This is a genomic window from Pseudomonas sp. zfem005, assembly GCF_032621735.1.
GTDB classification, from domain to species: Bacteria; Pseudomonadota; Gammaproteobacteria; order Pseudomonadales; family Pseudomonadaceae; genus Metapseudomonas; species Metapseudomonas solani.
Genome location: NZ_JAVYJE010000001.1, coordinates 161,447 through 179,671, shown reverse-complemented (window position 1 = coordinate 179,671; position 18,225 = coordinate 161,447). Strand labels below are relative to the sequence as shown.

Sequence of the window (18,225 nt, the reverse complement as noted above, 5' to 3'; positions counted from 1 at the left end):
GAATGGGCGGCCATCCAGTCCTACTCCCTGCACCCTGATCCCGAGGAGAACCCGTTGAAACGCTTCCTAGCCCTGCTGACCCTGGTCGCCCTGCCGGCCTTCGCCGCCGAGGACCCCGAGCTCTACGGCCGCTACGAGTACATCCGCCTGCCGGAGATCGGCCAGACCCTCAAGGCCAAGATGGACACCGGCGCCCTGACTGCCTCGCTGTCGGCCAAGGACATCGAGCGCTTCAAGCGTGACGGTGACGACTGGGTACGCTTCCGCCTGGCCACCAAGGATGCCGACGACACCGTCTACGAGCACCGCCTGGCGCGCATCAGCAAGATCAAGACGCGCTCCGAGGAAGCCGGCGACGACGAGGACGACGAGCGTGAAAAGGCCGATCCGACCCATCGCCCGGTGATCGAGATGGAAATGTGCCTGGGCGACACCAAGCGCACCGTCGAGGTCAATCTCACCGACCGCAGCAGCTTCAACTACCCGCTGCTGATCGGCGCCAAGGCCCTGCGCGAGTTCCGCGCCGCCATCTACCCCGGGCGCAAGTTCACCGCCGGCAAGCCCCAGTGCTGAGCCACGGCTGAGCCGAGGGCCTCGGCGGGATTGACGCCGCTCGAGGCCTGCGGCACCGTGCCGGCTATTTCCCCGCCTGCACGGACGCCATGCCCACTATCCTGATTGTCGAAGACGAAGCGGCCATCGCCGACACCCTGGTCTATGCCCTGCAGGCTGACGGTTTCGAGGTCACCTGGCTGAGCCTGGCCAGCGAGGCGCTGGAACTGCTGGCCCGTGACCCGTTCGACCTGGTCATCCTCGATGTCGGCCTGCCCGATATCAGCGGCTTCGAAGCCTGCAAGCGGTTGCGGCGCTTCTCCGAGGTGCCGGTGATCTTCCTTACCGCCCGGGATGCCGAGATCGACCGCGTGGTGGGCCTGGAAATCGGTGCCGACGACTACGTGGTCAAGCCCTTCAGCCCCCGCGAGGTGGCTGCTCGGGTGCGCGCCATCCTCAAGCGCACCGCGCCCCGGGAGGCCGCGCGGGCCAGCGTGCCCGCCCCGGCGGCCGAAGGCGCCTTCGTGGTGGATGCGGAGCGTGTGCGCATTCATTACCTGGGCCAGTTGCTCAGCCTCACCCGCCACGAATTCCGCCTGCTGCAGACGCTGCTGGCCCAGCCCGAGCGGGTGTTCAGCCGCGAGCAGTTGCTGGATTCGGTGGGCGTCGCCAGCGATGCCGGCTACGAGCGCAGCATCGACAGCCACATCAAGAGCCTGCGCGCCAAGCTGCGCCAGGTGAACGCCGAGGCCGAGCCGATCCAGACCCATCGCGGCCTCGGCTACAGCTACGACCCCAACGCCTGACCGGAGCCCCGCCATGCCGCTCGGCGTCCGCATCTTCCTGGTGTACTTCCTCTTCGTCGGCCTGGCTGGCTACTTCGTGCTGAGCACGGTGATGGACGAGATCCGCCCCGGCGTGCGCCAGTCCACCGAAGAGACCCTGGTGGACACCGCCAACCTGCTGGCCGAGATCCTCCGCGATCCGGTGCGCGACGGCACCCTGGGCCAGAGCAATCTGCCCGAGCTGCTCAAGGCCTATGGCAAGCGCCAGCCCGGCGCCGAGATCTGGGGCGTGCGCAAGACCGAGGTGAACCACCGCATCTACGTCACCGACGGCACCGGCAAGGTGCTGCTGGACTCCAGCGGCCTGGCCGTGGGCCAGGACTACTCCGGCTGGAACGACGTGCTGCTGACCCTGCGCGGCCAGTACGGCGCCCGCTCCACCCGTGAAGACCCCAGCGACCCGGACTCCTCGGTGATGTACGTGGCGGCGCCGATCCGCGACAACGGTCGGATCATCGGTGTGGTCTCGGTGGCCAAGCCCAACCGCTCGCTGCAGCCCTACATCTACCGCTCGCAGATGCGCTTGGCCTGGCTCGGTGCCGGGCTCATCGGGCTCGGCCTGCTGATCGGCGGGCTGCTGTCCTGGTGGCTCAGCGGCTCCCTGCGGCTCCTCACCCGCTATGCCCAGGCCGTGAGCGAAGGCCAGCGCGCCGAGTTGCCCACCCTGCGCGGTGGCGAGCTGGCGCAACTGGCCCGAGCCGTGGAGCGCATGCGCACCGAGCTGGAAGGCAAGGCCTACGTCGAGCGCTACGTGCACACCCTGACCCATGAGCTGAAGAGCCCGCTGGCGGCGATCCGGGGTGCGGCCGAGCTGCTGGAGGGCGAGATGCCCCCGGCGCAGCGCCAGCGCTTCGTGGCCAATATCAGCGGCGAGAGCGCGCGCCTGCAGCACCTGATCGAGCGGCTGCTGTACCTGGCTCAGGTCGAGCAGCGCCAGGGCTTGGAGGAGCGCGTGCCGGTGCCGCTGGCGCCCCTGGTGGAAGACCTGTTGCAGGCCCAGGCGGCACGCATCGAGGCCGCCGGACTCCGCATCGAGAATGCGGTGAACATCGGTCTTGAGGCATCGGGCGAACGCTTCCTGCTGCGCCAGGCGCTGGCCAACCTGCTGGACAACGCCCTGGACTTCACCCCTGCGGGCGGCCTGATCCGCATCGCAGCGAGCCGCGACGGCCATGAGCTGGACCTGCGGCTGTACAACCAGGGCGAGGCTATTCCCGACTACGCCCTGCCGCGCCTCACCGAGCGCTTCTATTCCCTGCCGCGCCCCGGCAGCGGCCGCAAGAGCACCGGCCTGGGGCTCAACTTCGTCCAGGAAGTGGCGCAGCTGCACGGCGGCAGCCTGCAGGTCTGCAACTTCGACGGCGGTGTGGAAGTGCGCCTGCGCCTGCCGGTGGCTTGATTTCGCGCAGGCACCATCCTGGTGCATCCGCCTGCCTGGCTCTCCAGGCGCTCGGGTGGCCGGACTCCGCGTGATCCACCTCAGTGCGGAGCAATCACTCCGCTGTGGCCGGTGCGCTCTTGGCGTACTTCGCGGTCACACCCTTCCAGAACGCCGGGAAGCCTTCGCTGAAGCGGGCGAACGCGGCCTTCTCGGCGCGGCTCTTCGACTCGGTCACCGCGTCCTCGGTGGACCAGGTGCTGGAGCGCTGTTCTTCCTGGGCGGTGGCCTCGGTGGAGCCGTAGATGTAGCCGCTGCGCACATCCACCAGGATGCCGGCGACGGTGGCGGTGACATGCGCCTGGTGGTTGGGCAGGAAGCCCAGCGAAACGGCGGTCAGCGGACCCAGCGGGGTGCTGTCGACATAGAAGGTGGTGTCCACGGTGTAGACCAGCAGCAGGTCCGAACGCATGCGCGCGGCGGGTAGGCGCAGGTCCTTCAGGCTCTTCATGTCGCTGGGAACCAGCAGGCGGCTCAGGGGGGCGGTCTGGCTAATCAGCGGCTGTTCGGCGATGCGCGCCAGATCGGCGTCGGACTCGATGTCGCGGGTTTGCACCACCTCGAACCCGTCCCGATAGGTACTCGTGACACGGACGATGCTCAACTGCGCCGGGAAGGGGCTGGCAGGTTTCTTGCTGAACAGCTCTTCGATATCGGCGTCGTCGATGCCGGCCAGGGGAACGCCATGGCTGGGCGTGACATAGCTCTTGCTGGAGCAACCGCCGAGCATGAGCAGCGAGAGGGCGGTGAGGGCAAAGAGGGTCTTGCGGGGGAGCATGGGAACGTCCTTTTCCAAAGGGCCGGAAGGCCCGACTGGCGGCGATTCTGCCGCTTCTTGCGAGTGCCCACAATTGACTATTCTCAAACCGTCGCCGTGCATGGAACGCGGTGCACATAACAACGAGAAACCGGGAGCAGCCAATGAAGAGCGTCGCCGAAATACTGCGGGGCAAGCCCCACACGACCATCTACCGGGTCGACCCCACCACCACCGTGCTGGAGGCGGCCGAACTGATGGCCGAGAAGGGCATCGGCGCGGTGCTGGTAATGGAGCGTGACGAGTTGGTGGGCATCGTCACCGAGCGCGACTACGTGCGTCGCGTGGCCGCCAAGGACCGCTCCTCCTACGGCACCGAGGTGCAGGAGATCATGACCTCCAACCTCTTCGTGGTCGGCCCGAAGGACAGCAACCAGTTCTGCATGCAACTGATGACCGAGAAGAACCTGCGCCACCTGCCCGTGCTGGATGACGGCAAGGTGATCGGGCTGCTGTCCATCCGCGACCTGGTACGCGACATCACCGCCGAGCAGGAAAGCCTGATCCACCACCTCGAGGACTACATCCGCGGGTCGTGCTGATCGTTGGATCTGGACGCCGGACCCTTGTGGGAGCGAATGTGGCCTGTAGGGTGGATGACGCTTCACCCATCCACCGGGCGGTGTTCCGTCTCGCGCATTACGCATTATCGGGCATCGCGTAGGGTGGGCCGGGCGGCGCTCCGCGAGTGAAGCGAAACCCATGGGGCAGCGCCCGACTCCGCTGATGGGTTTCGCTTCGCTCTACCCATCCTACGATCCCGCATGAGCGATCCCCACTCTCCACCCAATTCCCACACAAACTCCACACTTTCCCCATAGCCCCTCCTTGGGTGCGCTCCAGACTTTCCCCATCGAGAACACATGAGGAGAGTCCGAGATGACCCGTACCCTGGGTTTCAAGCTGGGCGCCATCGCCCTGTTGATCCTGCTGTTGATGATCCCGCTGCTGATGATCGACGGCCTGATCGACGAGCGTCAGCAGGCCCGTGACGGCGTGCTGGCGAACATCGCCCAGAGCTCCAGCTACAGCCAGCAGGTGACGGGGCCGATCCTGGTGGTGCCCTATCGCCGCGTGATCCGCGAGTGGAAGACCAACGAGAAGACCGGCCAGCGCTACCTCGACGAGAGCGAGGAGCACAGCCGCCTGTTCTTCCTGCCGGAGCGCCTGCGCCTGGTCGGCGACGTGGATACCGAGCTGCGTGCCCGGGGCATCTACCAGGCGCGGTTGTACAAGAGCGATAGCCGCGTCAGCGGGCAGTTCGTGCTGCCGGCCAACTACGGCATCGAGGACGGCCTGGCCGACTACCGCTTCGAGGCGCCGTTCCTGGCGGTGGGCATCAGCGACATCCGTGGCATCAGCAACGCGCTGAAGCTGGAGCTCAACGGCCGCAGCTTCGACTTCCAGCCCGGCAGCGGCGATCCGGTACTGGCCGGTGGCGTGCATGTGCCGCTGCCGAGCCTGCTGACGGCGGAGGTGCAGAACCTCGACTTCGCCTTCGACCTCAAGCTGCAGGGCACCGAGTCGCTGAGCATCACCCCGGTGGGGCGCGACAGCCAGGTGGAGCTGAAGTCCGGTTGGCCGCACCCGAGCTTCGTCGGCGAGTTCCTGCCCGCCGAGCGCGAGGTGCGTGACGACGGCTTCAGCGCCCGCTGGCAGACCAGCTTCTTCGCCACCGACATGGAAGCGGCCCTGGCCAACTGCGCCTACGCCGAGCGTTGCGAGGACTTCAACGGCAAGGTGTTCGGCGTCAGCTTCGTCGACCCCGTGGACCAGTACCTGAAGACCGATCGCGCCATCAAGTACGCCCTGCTGTTCATCTGCCTGACCTTCGCCGGCTTCTTCCTCATGGAAGTGCTCAAGCGCCTGGCGGTGCACCCGGTGCAGTACGCCCTGGTGGGCCTGGCCCTGGCGTTCTTCTACCTGCTGCTGCTGTCGCTGTCCGAGCACCTGGAGTTCGCCCTGGCCTATTCGCTTTCCGCAGCGGCCTGCGTGCTGCTGGTGGGCTTCTACGTCAGCCACGTGCTGCACAGCTGGGCGCGTGGCGCAGGCTTCACCGCCGGGCTGGCGGCGCTCTACGGGATGCTCTACGGCCTGCTCAGCGCCGAGGACTACGCGCTGCTGATGGGCTCGCTGCTGGTGTTCGGCCTGCTGGCCTGCGTGATGGTGTTGACCCGCAAGCTCGACTGGTACGGCGTCGGTGCCGTCAAACCCGCCCAGGTCCAGGGCTGACATTCATGGGCGCGGCCATCGCCGCGCCCCTTCGGGAGGAAGAAACGATGCGTGCAATGGTGCAATTCACAGCCTGCTTCGCCCTTGGCCTGGTGGTCTCGGTACTGATCCTCGGCGGCCTGATGTTCGCCGGCAATTTCGGCTTCATCGACCTCTGGCTGATCACCGGCAAGCCGGTGGCCAACCTGGCGCTGATGGTGCTGCCCGAGTCCTTCTGGCATGCGCTGACCGGCGTCATCGACCCGCGCAACAACCCCTCGGTGAACTCCTTCCTGCAGCTGTGCGTGGCGCTCTCCCAGGGCGCCCTGTTGCTGGCGGCCGGGTTCTTCCGCCTGTGGTACCGGCACCGTGACGAAGAGGAGGACACCCGTGATGCGCGGTGAACTGCATGAAGAGCGTGCCGCCAGCCGACGCCTGGCGGCCCGGATCGCCGAACTGTTTCCCGGCTACCGGGCGGAAAGGCAGGGCGTGGTGATCGGTTTCGAGCCCTGGCCGGGCCGCCAGGAGCCCACCGGGCAAGCGCGGCGCCAGGCCCGCTGAAGGACGCATGCCAGGGACGGCGCGGCCTGGAGCGGTGCGAGGGGGCAGGACGAGGAGAGAGGACGAGGGAATGTCAGCGTCTTGTAAATATTTCGATGCAAATGACTATAAAGATCAAATGAAAATAAATATCATCCGCAACCGATTCTTTTACTCTCCACCAGGATGCGGACCTGCCCCATGTCGACCCCTGCCAAACTGCCTGCCCTTTCACCCCTGGCCCTGAGCCTGGCCTCCCTGCTGCTGTCGCCGCTGGCCATGGCCGCCACCGAGCTGCCCGCCATCGAAGTCGACGGCAAGCGCAGCCAGGATTCGAGGGTGAAAGAGGTCTCCACCGCCACGCGCACCGCCACCCCGGTGCGCTACGTGCCCCAGGCGATCGACACGGTGCGCACCGAGGATGTGCTCAGCTACGGCACCCGCAACATCGCCCAGGCCCTCGCCGGCCTGCCCAACGTCAGCGACGCCAGTGACACCCGCTTCGACGGCCTGCGCATCCGCGGCTTCGACGCCAGCAACGACTTCTACCTCGACGGCATCCGCGACGACAGCCAGTACACCCGCGACCTGCACAACATCGAGCGCATCGAGGTGCTCAAGGGCCCGGCGGCGGTGCTCTACGGCCGTGGCAGCCAGGGTGGCCTGGTCAACCGCATCAGCAAGCAGCCCCAGGCCGGGCTGGCCTCCACCCTGGAAGCGCAGCTGGGCAGCCAGGACTTCCGCAGCCTCTATGCCGACCTCAGCACCGACCCCAGCGAGAACATCTCCCTGCGCCTGAACATGGGCGAGCAGGACGCCAACAGCTTCCGCAAGGGCGTCGACTCCAGCCGCCAGCTGTTCGCGCCGTCCATGAGCTGGCAGCTCAGCCCCGACCTCAACTGGCTGGTGCAATACGAGTACAGCCGCCACCGCCGCACCCCGGATCGCGGCATCCCCGGCCTCAATGGCCACCCGGCGGACGTCAGCCGCGACACCGTCTACAGCGACCTGCAGCGCGACTACATCGACGACAAGGCGCAGTCCCTGCGCTCGCGCCTGACCTACGACATCAACGCCGACTGGCAACTGCGCCAGACCCTCGGCGTGTTCAAGCTCGACAGCGATTTCGACAACACCTACGTCACCAGCGTCAACGCCGCCGCCCGCACCGTGGGCCGCGCCCGCTGGCAGCAGGACCTGACCACCCGCAACATCTTCAACAACGTGGAGTTGGAAGGCGTGTTCCACACAGCCGGCCTGGAGCACCGCCTGCTCACCGGCCTGGAGCTGGGCAACCAGCACCGCGACCCGAAGCTCTACACCAACGCCACCGGTGCCGCCAACGCCGCGCCCTCGCTGGACATCTTCAACCCCGACACCACCCGCCAGCAGACCGGGCGCATGGTCGCCAGCAGCGATGCCCAGCACCGCATCGACAGCCGCGCCCTGTACATCCAGGACCAGGTGACCCTGAACGAGCAGTGGCAGGTGCTGTTCGGCCTGCGCTACGACCACTTCGACGTGGACAGCCAGAACCGCCTCACCCGCCGCAGCGAGCAGCAGGTGGACGACAGCTTCAGCCCGCGCGTCGGCGTGGTCTGGACGCCGCTGCGCGACCATTCCTTCTACGCCTCCTACAGCAAGACCTACTCGCCGGTGGGCGGCGGCCTGATCGGCGTCACCGCCGGCGCGACCACCAACACCAACGACACCGGCCCGGAACACACCCGCCAGTACGAGGTGGGTGTGAAGAGCGACTGGCTGGAGGACAACCTCAGCACCACCCTGGCCGTCTACGAGATCGAGCTGTACAACCGCCGCACCTCCGATCCGCTGAACCCGGGCAACTTCCTGCTCTCCGGCCTGCAGCGCTCCCGCGGCGTCGAGCTGACCGCCAGCGGCCGCCTCTACAGCCACTGGTACCTGCGCGGCGGCATCGGCCTGCAGGACGCGGAGATCGTCAAGGACAACAACGGCCTTGAAGGCAAGCGCATCGGCGACGTGGCCGAGCGCAACGGCAGCCTGTTCCTCAGCTGGAAGCCGGAACAGGGCCTGTACAGTGAAACCGGCCTGACCCTGGTGGGCGACCGCTACGCCGACAACGCCAACACCGTGGCGCTGCCGGGCTACGGCCGCTGGGACGCCCTGCTCGGCTACCGCCTGGAGCAGTGGGACCTGAAGGCTGCGCTGACCAACATCGCCGACAAGACCTACTACGCCACCGCCACCAGCGCCGTGCAGATCATGCCCGGCGACCCCCGCACCCTGATGACCAGCGCGAGCTACAGGTTCTGATCGCGAGATCGAGGCCGTGCCCGGCCCGTCGGGTGGGTAGCCCGTAGGATGGGTAGAGCGAAGCGAAACCCATCAATTCCCGGCACGGAGATGCCTTGGGTGCCGGGCCTTCAGCATGGGTTTCGCGGTGCTCTACCCATCCTACGATTCAGCGGCAGAGGTGGGGTTGGGTCTTGCGCCGTTGGGCCTCGCTGCGCTCGGCGCCAACCTACGGCGGATTTCCCCGAGCCACGGAGGTGAGGTGGAACCTTGTGGGAGCGGTTTCAACCGCGAAGCCGGTGCCGTGGTCAGCGCCGATCGCGAATGAATTCCACCGGATGGGCCGCTCAATCCCTGATCATCACCAGCCGGTCGAGGCCCGATTCCGCGCCCCAGACTTCGCCGATGCGGCCGGAGAGCTGCAGCACGCGGGCGTTGGCCTGGTCGCTGGGGAAGGCGGTGAAGCGCTGGCTGAAGGGGTTGAAGCGGAGGATGGCGTTGCTGCTGAAATCGCTGATCCAGATGCGGTCCTGCTCGTCGACGAACATGGCATGGGCGTCGGCCTTGCCGCCGGGCAGGGCCCAGCTGTTCCAGGCGTTGGCCAGCGGGTCGTAGCGGCTGAGCTTGCCGCTGCCGCTTTCACTGACCCAGAGGGTGCCCTTGGAATCGCTCCAGATGCGTTGCGGCCCCTGCTGCGCCTCGGGTGAGGCGATCACCTCGGCATGGCCGGAGCCGGCGTCGATGCGGGCGATGTGCTTGCCGTCGAGGCTGGCGTACCAGATCTCGCCATTGGGCGTGGTGGTGATGCCGTAGGGCCCGGCGCCGCCCGGGGCGGGCCAGACCTTGATCTCGCCGTTCTTCGGGTCGAGCCGGCCGTAGTAGCCGTTCTGCCCGGTGAACCAGAGCAGCCCGGCCCTATCGAAGGTGGCGCTATTGAGGCCGGCGTCGGCGGCGCTGCCCGGCAAGGGGTAGTGCTTGGCTCTGAGGCGGTCCGGGTCCACCTTCACCAGGGCATTGAGGCCGGCATCGGTGACCCAGGCCGCGCCATCCTGGCCGACCACCACGCCACGGGGGCTGGAGCCGGCGCCGAGGGCGATCTGCTGGCTCTGTCCGGTCATGGGGTCGAGCAGCCCGAGCAGGCCGAGCTTCTGCGCGGTGTACCAGACGCGGCCGTCGGTGGCGGGGGCCACGTCGCGCGGGCCGCTGCCCGGTGGCAGGGGGAAGTACTTCACCTCGGCGGCGAGCACGGTCGTGCTGAGCAGGGCGGCGAACAAGACCGCAGCGGCGGTGCGGAGCATGGCGACCTCCAGGTCTGGGATACAGACGTATGGACGCCGCCGCGCTCCAAGGGTTCGCCGGAATTTGCCGGCGCCCGTTCAGCGTCGCAGCAGGAAGGGGCGGATGCCGAGGAAGGCGGGGATGCCCAGGCCGACCCAGGCCAGGGCGTCCCAGATGCCGTCGCCGAGCAGGGCGCCCACCAGGCCAATGGCGGTGAGCGCCGCCAGCAGCGCGGGCACGGCGAAGATGCGCTTCAGGTTCATGCCGTCGCCTCCCCACGCTGCCGCGCCGGCGCGCGTCGGCGCACCCACCAGAGGTAGAGCCCACTGCCGAGGACGATGATGGTCAGCACGTCCAAGGTCGCCCACAGCAGCTGCATGGGCAGGCCGCCGTAGTCGCCGAAGTGCAGCGGCTGGGACATGGCTAGGGTGTCCATGTACCAGGGCCGCTCGCCGATGGCGGTGACTTCTAGGGTGCGCGCGTCGATCAGCACCGGCGTCCACAGGTGCGAGGTGAGGTGGCTGCTGCCCTTCATGAACACCGAGTAGTGGTGCTCGCTGGAGAAGCGCGTGCCGGGGAAGGCGATGAAGTCCGGCGCCATGCCCGGCGTCGCCTGGGCGGCGATCTCCAGCAGGCGCGTGGCCGGGGCGCGCTCGGTGAGCGGCGGGGCGTCGCGGTAGGGCTCGACCATGGCGGCCAGGCTCTCGTTGCGCCAGGCGGCGATCACCAGGTCGGCGCAGGCGCTGATCACCCCAGTGACACCGACCACCAGGGCCCAGGTCAGGGTGACGATGCCGATGAGGTTGTGCAGGTCCAGCCAGCGGGTGCGGGTGGAGCGGTCGCGGCGCACGGTGCCGAACTCCAGGCGGCGCATGAAGGGCGCATAGAGCACCGCGCCGGAGACGATCGCGACCACGAACAGCAGGCCCATGAAGGCCAGCAACAGCTTGCCCGGCAGCCCGGCGAACATGTCCACGTGCAGGCGCAGCATGGTCATCATGAAGCCGCCGTTGGCCGAGGGCATGGCCACTGGCTCGCCGCTGCGGGCGTCGAGCATGAAGGTGTGCGAGGAGTTGGGTTCGGTGCCGGCGGTGGCGGCGGTGATGGCCACCACGCCATTGGGCTCGTCGTCTTCCCAGCCCAGGTACTGCACCACCTCGCCCCGGCGATGGGCCTCGGCGGCCTGCACCAGTTGCTGCAGGTCGAGGCGCGGCGAGTCCGCCGGCATCTCGCGCAGCACCGGGGCGTCGCCCAGCAGGTGGTCGATCTCGTGGTGGAAGATCAGCGGCAGGCCGGTCAGTGCCAGGAGCAGCAGGAAGGCCGTGCAGATCAGGCTGGTCCAGGTGTGGACGAAGGACCAGCGGCGGATGGTGGTTGATTTCATGAGCCTGTCCAAAAGCCGAAGGCCGCCCAGCGGGCGGCCTAGGTGGAGCGTGGTGTACGACTTAGTGGCTTACCACTTGTAGGTGGCGCTGGCGACGACGCTGCGCTCGTCACCGTAGTAGCAGTAGTAGGCGTCGCAGGTGGAGAGGTAGTCCTTGTCCAGCAGGTTGGTGGCGTTGAGCGCTAACGACGCACCGTTCAGGCTGCTGTCCAGGCGGCCGAGGTCGTAGTGCACGGCGGCATCGAACACGGTGTAGGACTTGGCGAAGCCGAGCTCGGAGTTGGCCTGGTCACCGAAGGTGTTGCCGGTGTAGCGGGCGCCGGCGGCGATGCCGAAGCCGTCGAGCACGCCGTTGTGCCAGGTGTAGTCGGCCCACAGCGAGGCCTGGCGGTTGGGCATCAGTTGCAGGCGCTTGCCCTTGTACTCGCCGTCCTGCACTTCGGACTTCGCCTGGGTGTAGGAAGCGATCAGCTTCAGGCTGTCGGTGACGTTGCCCACGGCTTCCAGCTCCAGGCCCTTGACCTTCACTTCGCCGTCCTGGCTGGTGACCGGCGTGCCGTTGATGCGATTGGTGACCGACACGTTCTGCTGGGTCAGGTCATAGACGGCGGCGGTCAGCAGGATGTCGCTGCCCGGCGGCTGGTACTTGATGCCCAGCTCCCACTGCTTGCCTTCGGTCGGCTTGAAGGAGTCGGTCGGCGATGCCGTGGCGTTGCTGGTGGGCTGGAAGGACTCGGCGTACGACAGGTAGGGGGTGAAGCCGGAATCGAACACGTAGCTGAGGGCGGCGTTACCGCTGAAGGCCTTGTCACGTTCGGTGTTGGTGGCATCGCTCTGGTTGAGGAAGGTGGTGCCGGTGTGCACCCAGTCCTCACGGCCGCCGAGGGTCAGGCGCCACTGGTCGAGGGCCATCTGGTCCTGGACGTAGAGGCCGGTCTGGTTGGTTTTCTGGTTGTAGTCGTAGTACGCCAGCGAACGCGGCGGGCGGACGATCGGCTGGCCGGAGACCGGGTTGTTGACGTTGATGTCCGGCGGGGCGTAGCCGTTGAAGGCGGTACCGAAGACCGACATGTAGTCGGTTTCGATGCGCTGGTGATCGAGGCCGAGCAGCAGGGTGTGATCGATGCCGCCGGTGGCGAAGTCGGCCTGGAAGTTGTTGTCCACGGCGAACTGGCTGATGTCTTCATCGGTGTTGGTGCTGTTGCGACCGACATTACCGTTGGCGTCGACCACGTAGCCGAAACCGGCGAGGGACGGGATGTAGCTGTTGACGGTGACGGTCTGGAACGACAGCTCGGACTTGGTGTAGCGCAGGTTCTGGCGGAACTGCCAGACATCGTTGAAGCGATGCTCGAAGGCGTAGCCCAGGGCGTAGTAGGTGCGGTCGTAGAAGTCGTAGTCCGGATCGCCCAGGTTCTTGTGGTGGGAGATCTTGCCGAACGGCATGTCGATCTTGGTGCCCTGGATCGGTCGGAACTGGCTGGTGGTGCCGGTATCGTCGCGGGTGAACTGCGACAGCAGGGTCAGCGTGGTGTCGGGGTCGATATTCCAGGTCAGGCTGGGGGCGAGGTTGTAGCGCTTGTTGTCGACGTGGTCGATCTGCGTGCCGCTGTCGCGTACCACGCCGCTCAGGCCGTAGAGGAACTGGCCCTGCTCGTCGATCTTGCCGGTGCTGGCGAAGTTGATCTGGCGATGGTTGTCGCTGCCGTACTGCACTTCGATCTCGTGGCTGGTCTCGGCGCTCGGGCGACGGCTGACCATGTCCAGCAGGCCGCCGGGCGGGGTCTGGCCGTACACGGAAGAAGCCGGGCCGCGCAGCAGGGCCAGGCGGTCCAGGTTCCAGGTTTCCGGTTTCGGGTTGGCGTACACGCCGCGCGGCAGCGGCAGGCCATCGAGGAAGTGGGTCGGTTCGAAGCCGCGCACGCGCATCCAGTCGTAGCGGGTGTCGCTGCCGAAGCTGGCGGAGACGATGCCGGGCATGTATTTCACCGCGTCATCGAGGCTGTGGACGCTGCGCTCCTGCATCTGCTCGCGGGTGGCGACGGAGATCGAACGCGGGGCCTCGGCCAGCGCGGTATCCGTTTTGGTGCCGGCGGCGGTGCGTTTGGCCAGGTAGCCGGTGGTGGGGCCCCAGGCGCTTTCGCCGACACCGGCGGCGTCGATATTGGTGGCCGGCAGGGCCAGGCCGTTATCGGCCACGGGCTCAAGGCTGAAGGTGCCCGAGGGGCTTTTCACCAGTTGCAGGCCGCTGCCGTTAAGGGCGGCGTTGAGTGCGGCGACCGGCGAGTATTCGCCTTGCACCGGCTGGGCGGTTTTACCGGCGGTCAGCGATGGGTCGATGCTCAGGACGATGCCGGCTTCGCTGGCGATGCGGCTCAGGGTGCTGGCCATGGGCGCGGCGGGCAGTTTGTACTGCTGGGTTTCAGCGACGGCATGGGCGGACAGGCTGCTCAGGACGATGGCGACGGCGAGCAGGCTGGGACGGAAGGCAAACGTCATTGCGAACGACTCCTGATAGGAAATAAGTCTCAATGACCTGTTGCCGGATCAGGATAGAAAAGTGATAGGGGCCCTGCGAAATATTTTTTGAAAGTCCGCCGGATGGCGGTTTTCCGGGCCGGAGCCCGGGTTGAAGCGCTATTTCTCGGCGGGCACCACGCGGGTCCACCAGCCGGTGTGGCGTTCGATGCGCACGGGCAGGCTGGGCGGCAGGGCGTCCAGGGCGAGGTCGCTGTTGCGCAGGGGGAAGCTGCCGCTGATGCGCAGGTCGGCGATTTCCGGGGCGACGCCCAGGTAGCCGCTGCGGTATTCGCCCAACTGCTCCAGCAGGTCGGCGAGGCGGGCGTTTTCCACCACCAGCATGCCGTGTACCCAGGCGTCGGCGCCCACGGCGGCGGGCTGGCTGGCCTCCAGTTGGGTGCGGCGCATCAGCACCTGCTGGCCTTCCTTGATGATGCGTTCGTCGTCGGCCTGGGCCGGGTGGGCGGCGACCGCCGATTGCAGGACGACCAGGCGCGTGCCGTCCTTCTCGGCGCGTACCAGGAAGCGGGTGCCGAGGGCGCGCAGGTCACCGTTCTCGGTGCCGACCACGAAGGGGCGCGGGTCGCCGTGGGCGGTTTCGACGAGGATCTCGCCGCTGCGCAGGTGGATGCGGCGCTGGGCCGGGTCGAACTCGATGTCCAGGGCACTGCGGCTGTTGAGGCGCACGTGGGTGCTGTCGGGCAGCAGCAGGTCGCGTTGTTCGCCGCTGGCGGTGACTTCGTCGGCCAGCCAGTCGCTCAGTGGGCGCTGCTGGTTGGCCAGGCCCAGGGCCAGGGCGCCGACCAGCACCAGGCCGAGCAGGCCGCCGCTGCGGCGCATGCTGCGCGGCGAGCGCAGCAGGGCACGGCGGGCCGGGGCGCTGCCGGCGGCGATGAATTGCTGGTCGAGCCCGGCCAGTTGCGCCCAGGCACGGGCGTGCTCGGCATTGGCGGCGTGCCAGTGGAGAAATTCCGCCTGCTCGCCGGCACTGGCGTCGCCCGACCCCAGGCACAGCTGCCAGTGGATGGCTTCGTCGAGAACCTGTGAGGAAACCGGGGCGCGATTCACGTCGGCTCACCGTAGAGCGCGATGTAGCACTGGCGCAGGCCCTGGGCGAGGTACTGGCGCACGCGCGGCACGGAGACGCCCAGGCGCTCGGCGATTTCGGCGTGGCCCAGGCCGTCGACACGGTTGTAGAGGAAAGCGGCGCGCGCCTTGCTGGAGAGCGTGCCCAGCAGGCGGTCGATCTCGCGCAGGGCTTCGAGGATCAGCGCCTGCTCTTCCAGGTCCGGGTGCACGGCTTCGGGCACCAGGGCGAGTTCGTCGAGGTAGGCGCGCTCCAGGGCGCTGCGGCGGAAATGGTCCACCAGAAGGCCACGGGCAATGGTGGTGAGCAGGGCGCGGGGTTCGCGCACCTGGTGCAGGTCGGGCTTGCCGAGGATGCGCACGAAGGCGTCCTGGCTGAGGTCTTCCGCCCGATGGGGGCAGCTGAGGCTGCGCCGCAGCCAGCCGAGCAGCCAGTCACGATGGTCGCGATAGAGCGCGCCCGCCAGAGCATGGTTCGTGGTTTCCCCAAGCGACACTGCAACCTCCGCCGCTCGAAGCTGGCTGGTAGGAAATAGAGCGAGAATGATTCGCAATTATGCCCATGCTGGCCACGGGCCGCAATCGCAGGCCGTCGGTTGGCGATGACCGTTCGCGGAGGGATCAGAGGCCGGGTTGCTGCTGGCGGCGTTGCCAGCGGGTCAGGGCGGCGGCGAGGGCGGCGGGGCTGCCGAGGCCTTGTTGGCGGGCGCGGCTGAAGAGGATCAGGGCCATTTCGGCGGTGGCCAGGGCGTCGGCGCTGGCGTGGTGGCGCTGCTGCACCTGCAGGCCGAAATACTCGGCCCATTGGTCCAGCCCGCCGTTGCGGATGCCGGCGTCGGGGCACAGCAGCGGGGCCAGTTCGGCGACGTCGAGGAAGGGGTGCTGCAGGCGGTGGCCGAGGTCACGCCGGAGGGCGCGGGCGAGCATGCGCTGGTCGAAGGGGGCGTGGAAGGCCAGCAGCGGGCTGTCGCCGAGGTATTCCATGAAGGCCAGCAGGGCTTCGGCGGGCTCCACACCTTCGGCCGACTCGCTGGGGGCGATGCCGTGGATCAGCACGCTGGGGCTGATACGGCCGGTTTCGCGGTGCAGGGTGGCTTCGAACTGGTGGCCCAGGTCGATGGCGCCGTTCTCGATGCTCACCGCACCAATGGACAGCACCAGGTCGCGGCTCATGTTCAGGCCGCTGGTTTCCAGGTCGAGCACCACGAAGCGCTGTTCGCCCAGGGGGCCGTCGCCCAGCCCGAGCGGGGCGGGCAGCTGTTCCCGCCGGCGCTGCTGGGCATCGCTCAACGGCGGGCGGTGGCGTCGGGTGAGCCAGGCGAGGGCGTTCATAGCTGGTAGCGCAGCGCGAGGCTGGCCTGCAGGCGCTGGGCCTGGCGGAAGGATTCGCGGAGGATGCGCCGGTCCAGGTGGTTGAGGCTGTCCGGGTCGAGGCGGTTGGAGAAGGGCAGCCCCTGGCGGGCCTGTTGCTGGTGCTGCTGCATGCGGGTCTGCTGGATGAAGTGGTAGGCCTCCTCGAAGGCGGCGCCGTCCTGGGCGTCGATCACTTCGTGGGCGACCAGCTGGCGCAGGCGTTCGAGGGTGTTGCAGCTGTCGATGCCGTGGGCTAGGGCGAGCAGGCGCGCGCCGTCGACGAAGGGGGTGAGGCCCTGGACCTTGAGGTCGAGGGTGTCTTTCTCGGCACCCTTGCGGGCCACCACGAAATCACGGAAGCGGCCCACGGGCGGGCGTTGGCGCAGGGCGTTGTCGGCCATCAGGCGCTGGAACAGTTGGTTGTCGGCTACTTGCACGAGCACTTCGCGGCGCAGTTGCTCGCAGCTCTCGCGGTCGCCCCAGACGGTGCGCAGGTCGAAGTAGATGCTCGAGCCCAGCAGGCTTTCCGGCGTGGCCTCGCGGATGAAGCCGGCGAAGCGGCGGCTCCACTCCTGGCGCGACAGGCACAGCTCGGGATTGCTGGCCATGATGCGCCCCCGGCACAGCTCGAAGCCGCATTTGGCCAGGTCCTGGTTGATGCGTTCGGCCAGGGGCAGCAGGCGCCCACGGATGGCGGCGGCTTCGGCGGCGTCGCGGGCCTCGAAGAGGATGCCGTTGTCCTGGTCGGTGTGCAGGGTCTGCTCGCGACGGCCTTCGCTGCCGAAGCACAGCCAGGTGAAGGGCAGGTCGGGGTCGCCGAGGGCTTCGATGGCCAGCTCGATGACCCGGCACACGGTGTGGTCGTTGAGCAGGGTGATGATGTGGGTGATCTGGGTGGAGCTGGCGCCGTGGGCGAGCATGCTGTCCACCAGGCGCTGGATGTCGCTGCGCAGGGCGGCGAGGGTTTCCACCCGACCGGCGTGGCGGATGGTGCGCGCCAGGTGCACCAGGTCGACCCGTTGCAGGGAGAACAGGTCGCGCTCGGAGACCACGCCGCGCAGACGGCCGTCGTCCACCACGCAGACGTGGGCGATGTGGCGCTCGGTCATGGCGATGGCGGCGTCGAAGGCGCTGGCATCCGGGGGCAGGTGGAAAGGCTGCTGGGTCATCAGCTCGGCGATGCTCTGGCCGAGGTCGGCGCAGGCGTCGGCGATCACCCGGCGCAGGTCGCGCAGGGTGAAGATGCCCTGGGGCCGCTGCTGCTCGTCGACGATGACGATGCTGCCCACCTGGTTCTCGTGCATCAGCCGCACCGCGTCGCGCAGGGGCATCTGCGGCGGGCAGGCGATGGGCTGGCGCACGGCGAGGTCGATCAGGCGGGTGTCGAGGGAGTACTGGGCGCCGAGGGTTTCCACCGCGCGCAGCTGCACCTGCTGGTTGACCTGGTCGAGCAGGCTGCTGACGCCGCGCAGGGCGAAGTCGCGGAAGGGGCCGGAGAGGGCGAACAGGCGCACGAACGACGGCTTGGCCAGGAGCAGGCAGAAGGTGTCTTCACCGGCCAGGTGCTCGGTGCGGGTAGCGCGTTCGCCGAGCAGGGCGGCGAGGGGGAAGCACTCGCCGCCGGCGATCTCGAAGGTGGTTTCGGTGCCGCGCTTGGCGGAGTGTGGGCGCTCGCCGACGACCCGGCCCTGCTTGACGATGTAGAAGTGCTCCACCGGCCCGTCGCTGGGCTTGATGATGGATTCCCCGCGCCCGTAGAAACGCAACAGGCAGTTCTCCACCAGGTAGGCCAGGTGGGCGCTTTCCATCTGGTTGAAGGGCGGAAACTTCTGCAGGAATTCCATGGTGCCATGGACGTTCTGCATCACCGCCAGCTTGCCCGCCTGGGCGAAGGCGTCCGTCGTGCTCATGCTGTGGGTTCCACGGC

At 67.8% G+C, this 18,225-nt stretch carries 17 protein-coding genes; 8 read left to right on the top strand and 9 right to left on the bottom strand.

The features are described from left to right. The first annotated feature begins 54 nt into the window (after positions 1 to 54). From RTW82_RS00860 to creC, 3 genes are all read left to right on the top strand, one after another. Complete coding sequence (locus RTW82_RS00860; protein ID WP_316923994.1) at positions 55 to 573, top strand: ATP-dependent zinc protease; 519 nt, start codon at positions 55 to 57, stop codon at positions 571 to 573. An 89-nt stretch (positions 574 to 662) separates the two neighbouring features. Continuing rightward, entirely contained in the window at positions 663 to 1,358 is a 696-nt protein-coding gene (gene creB, locus RTW82_RS00855) for a two-component system response regulator CreB (protein ID WP_021217053.1), read from the top strand. A 13-nt stretch (positions 1,359 to 1,371) separates the two neighbouring features. After that, on the top strand, positions 1,372 to 2,796 hold the full coding sequence (gene creC / locus RTW82_RS00850; protein WP_316923993.1) for a two-component system sensor histidine kinase CreC: 1,425 nt from the start codon (positions 1,372 to 1,374) through the stop codon (positions 2,794 to 2,796). 94 nt (positions 2,797 to 2,890) lie between these two features. Here creC and RTW82_RS00845 read toward each other — a convergent pair whose 3' ends face one another. Beyond that, a complete protein-coding gene (locus RTW82_RS00845; protein ID WP_213628082.1) occupies positions 2,891 to 3,613 on the bottom strand; it encodes a hypothetical protein in 723 nt (240 codons plus the stop codon). A gap of 143 nt (positions 3,614 to 3,756) precedes the next feature. Here RTW82_RS00845 and RTW82_RS00840 point away from each other — a divergent pair, with 143 nt between their 5' ends. From RTW82_RS00840 to RTW82_RS00820, 5 genes are all read left to right on the top strand, one after another. Beyond that, a complete protein-coding gene (locus RTW82_RS00840; RefSeq protein ID WP_021217056.1) occupies positions 3,757 to 4,194 on the top strand; it encodes a CBS domain-containing protein in 438 nt (145 codons plus the stop codon). A gap of 337 nt (positions 4,195 to 4,531) precedes the next feature. Beyond that, the gene (gene creD, locus RTW82_RS00835) at positions 4,532 to 5,884 is read left to right on the top strand and encodes a cell envelope integrity protein CreD (protein ID WP_316923992.1); all 1,353 of its coding nucleotides are present in this window, start codon (positions 4,532 to 4,534) and stop codon (positions 5,882 to 5,884) included. A gap of 56 nt (positions 5,885 to 5,940) precedes the next feature. Next, complete coding sequence (locus RTW82_RS00830) at positions 5,941 to 6,267, top strand: hypothetical protein (RefSeq protein WP_316923991.1); 327 nt, start codon at positions 5,941 to 5,943, stop codon at positions 6,265 to 6,267. Then, entirely contained in the window at positions 6,257 to 6,424 is a 168-nt protein-coding gene (locus tag RTW82_RS00825; RefSeq protein ID WP_173177495.1) for a hypothetical protein, read from the top strand. The genes RTW82_RS00830 and RTW82_RS00825 overlap by 11 nt, the downstream gene beginning before the upstream one ends. A 198-nt stretch (positions 6,425 to 6,622) precedes the next feature. Beyond that, positions 6,623 to 8,698 carry a TonB-dependent siderophore receptor gene (locus RTW82_RS00820; RefSeq protein WP_316924335.1) on the top strand — a complete coding sequence of 692 codons (2,076 nt, stop codon included), beginning with the start codon at positions 6,623 to 6,625 and terminating at the stop codon, positions 8,696 to 8,698. A gap of 326 nt (positions 8,699 to 9,024) precedes the next feature. Here RTW82_RS00820 and RTW82_RS00815 read toward each other — a convergent pair whose 3' ends face one another. The 8 genes from RTW82_RS00815 to RTW82_RS00780 form a co-directional block, all read right to left on the bottom strand. Continuing rightward, positions 9,025 to 9,975, bottom strand: coding sequence for a lyase (locus tag RTW82_RS00815; protein WP_316923990.1), 951 nt, complete (start codon positions 9,973 to 9,975; stop codon positions 9,025 to 9,027). A gap of 78 nt (positions 9,976 to 10,053) precedes the next feature. Beyond that, positions 10,054 to 10,218 (bottom strand): hypothetical protein, encoded by a 165-nt coding sequence (locus RTW82_RS00810; RefSeq protein ID WP_263402781.1) that lies wholly within the window; start codon positions 10,216 to 10,218, stop codon positions 10,054 to 10,056. Beyond that, positions 10,215 to 11,339, bottom strand: coding sequence for a PepSY-associated TM helix domain-containing protein (locus tag RTW82_RS00805; RefSeq protein ID WP_316923989.1), 1,125 nt, complete (start codon positions 11,337 to 11,339; stop codon positions 10,215 to 10,217). The genes RTW82_RS00810 and RTW82_RS00805 overlap by 4 nt, the downstream gene beginning before the upstream one ends. 69 nt (positions 11,340 to 11,408) lie before the next feature. After that, positions 11,409 to 13,838: a TonB-dependent siderophore receptor gene (locus tag RTW82_RS00800; RefSeq protein WP_316923988.1), complete on the bottom strand. Its 2,430-nt coding sequence runs from the start codon at positions 13,836 to 13,838 to the stop codon at positions 11,409 to 11,411. 138 nt (positions 13,839 to 13,976) lie between these two features. After that, complete coding sequence (locus RTW82_RS00795) at positions 13,977 to 14,927, bottom strand: FecR family protein (RefSeq protein WP_316923987.1); 951 nt, start codon at positions 14,925 to 14,927, stop codon at positions 13,977 to 13,979. Then, positions 14,924 to 15,442: an RNA polymerase sigma factor gene (locus RTW82_RS00790; protein WP_021222765.1), complete on the bottom strand. Its 519-nt coding sequence runs from the start codon at positions 15,440 to 15,442 to the stop codon at positions 14,924 to 14,926. The genes RTW82_RS00795 and RTW82_RS00790 overlap by 4 nt, the downstream gene beginning before the upstream one ends. Positions 15,443 to 15,566: 124 nt before the next feature. Beyond that, entirely contained in the window at positions 15,567 to 16,277 is a 711-nt protein-coding gene (locus tag RTW82_RS00785) for a PolC-type DNA polymerase III (RefSeq protein ID WP_263402786.1), read from the bottom strand. Beyond that, positions 16,274 to 18,208: a putative nucleotidyltransferase substrate binding domain-containing protein gene (locus RTW82_RS00780; RefSeq protein ID WP_316923986.1), complete on the bottom strand. Its 1,935-nt coding sequence runs from the start codon at positions 18,206 to 18,208 to the stop codon at positions 16,274 to 16,276. Before RTW82_RS00780 ends, RTW82_RS00785 begins: the two co-directional genes overlap by 4 nt. Positions 18,209 to 18,225: the final 17 nt, after the last annotated feature.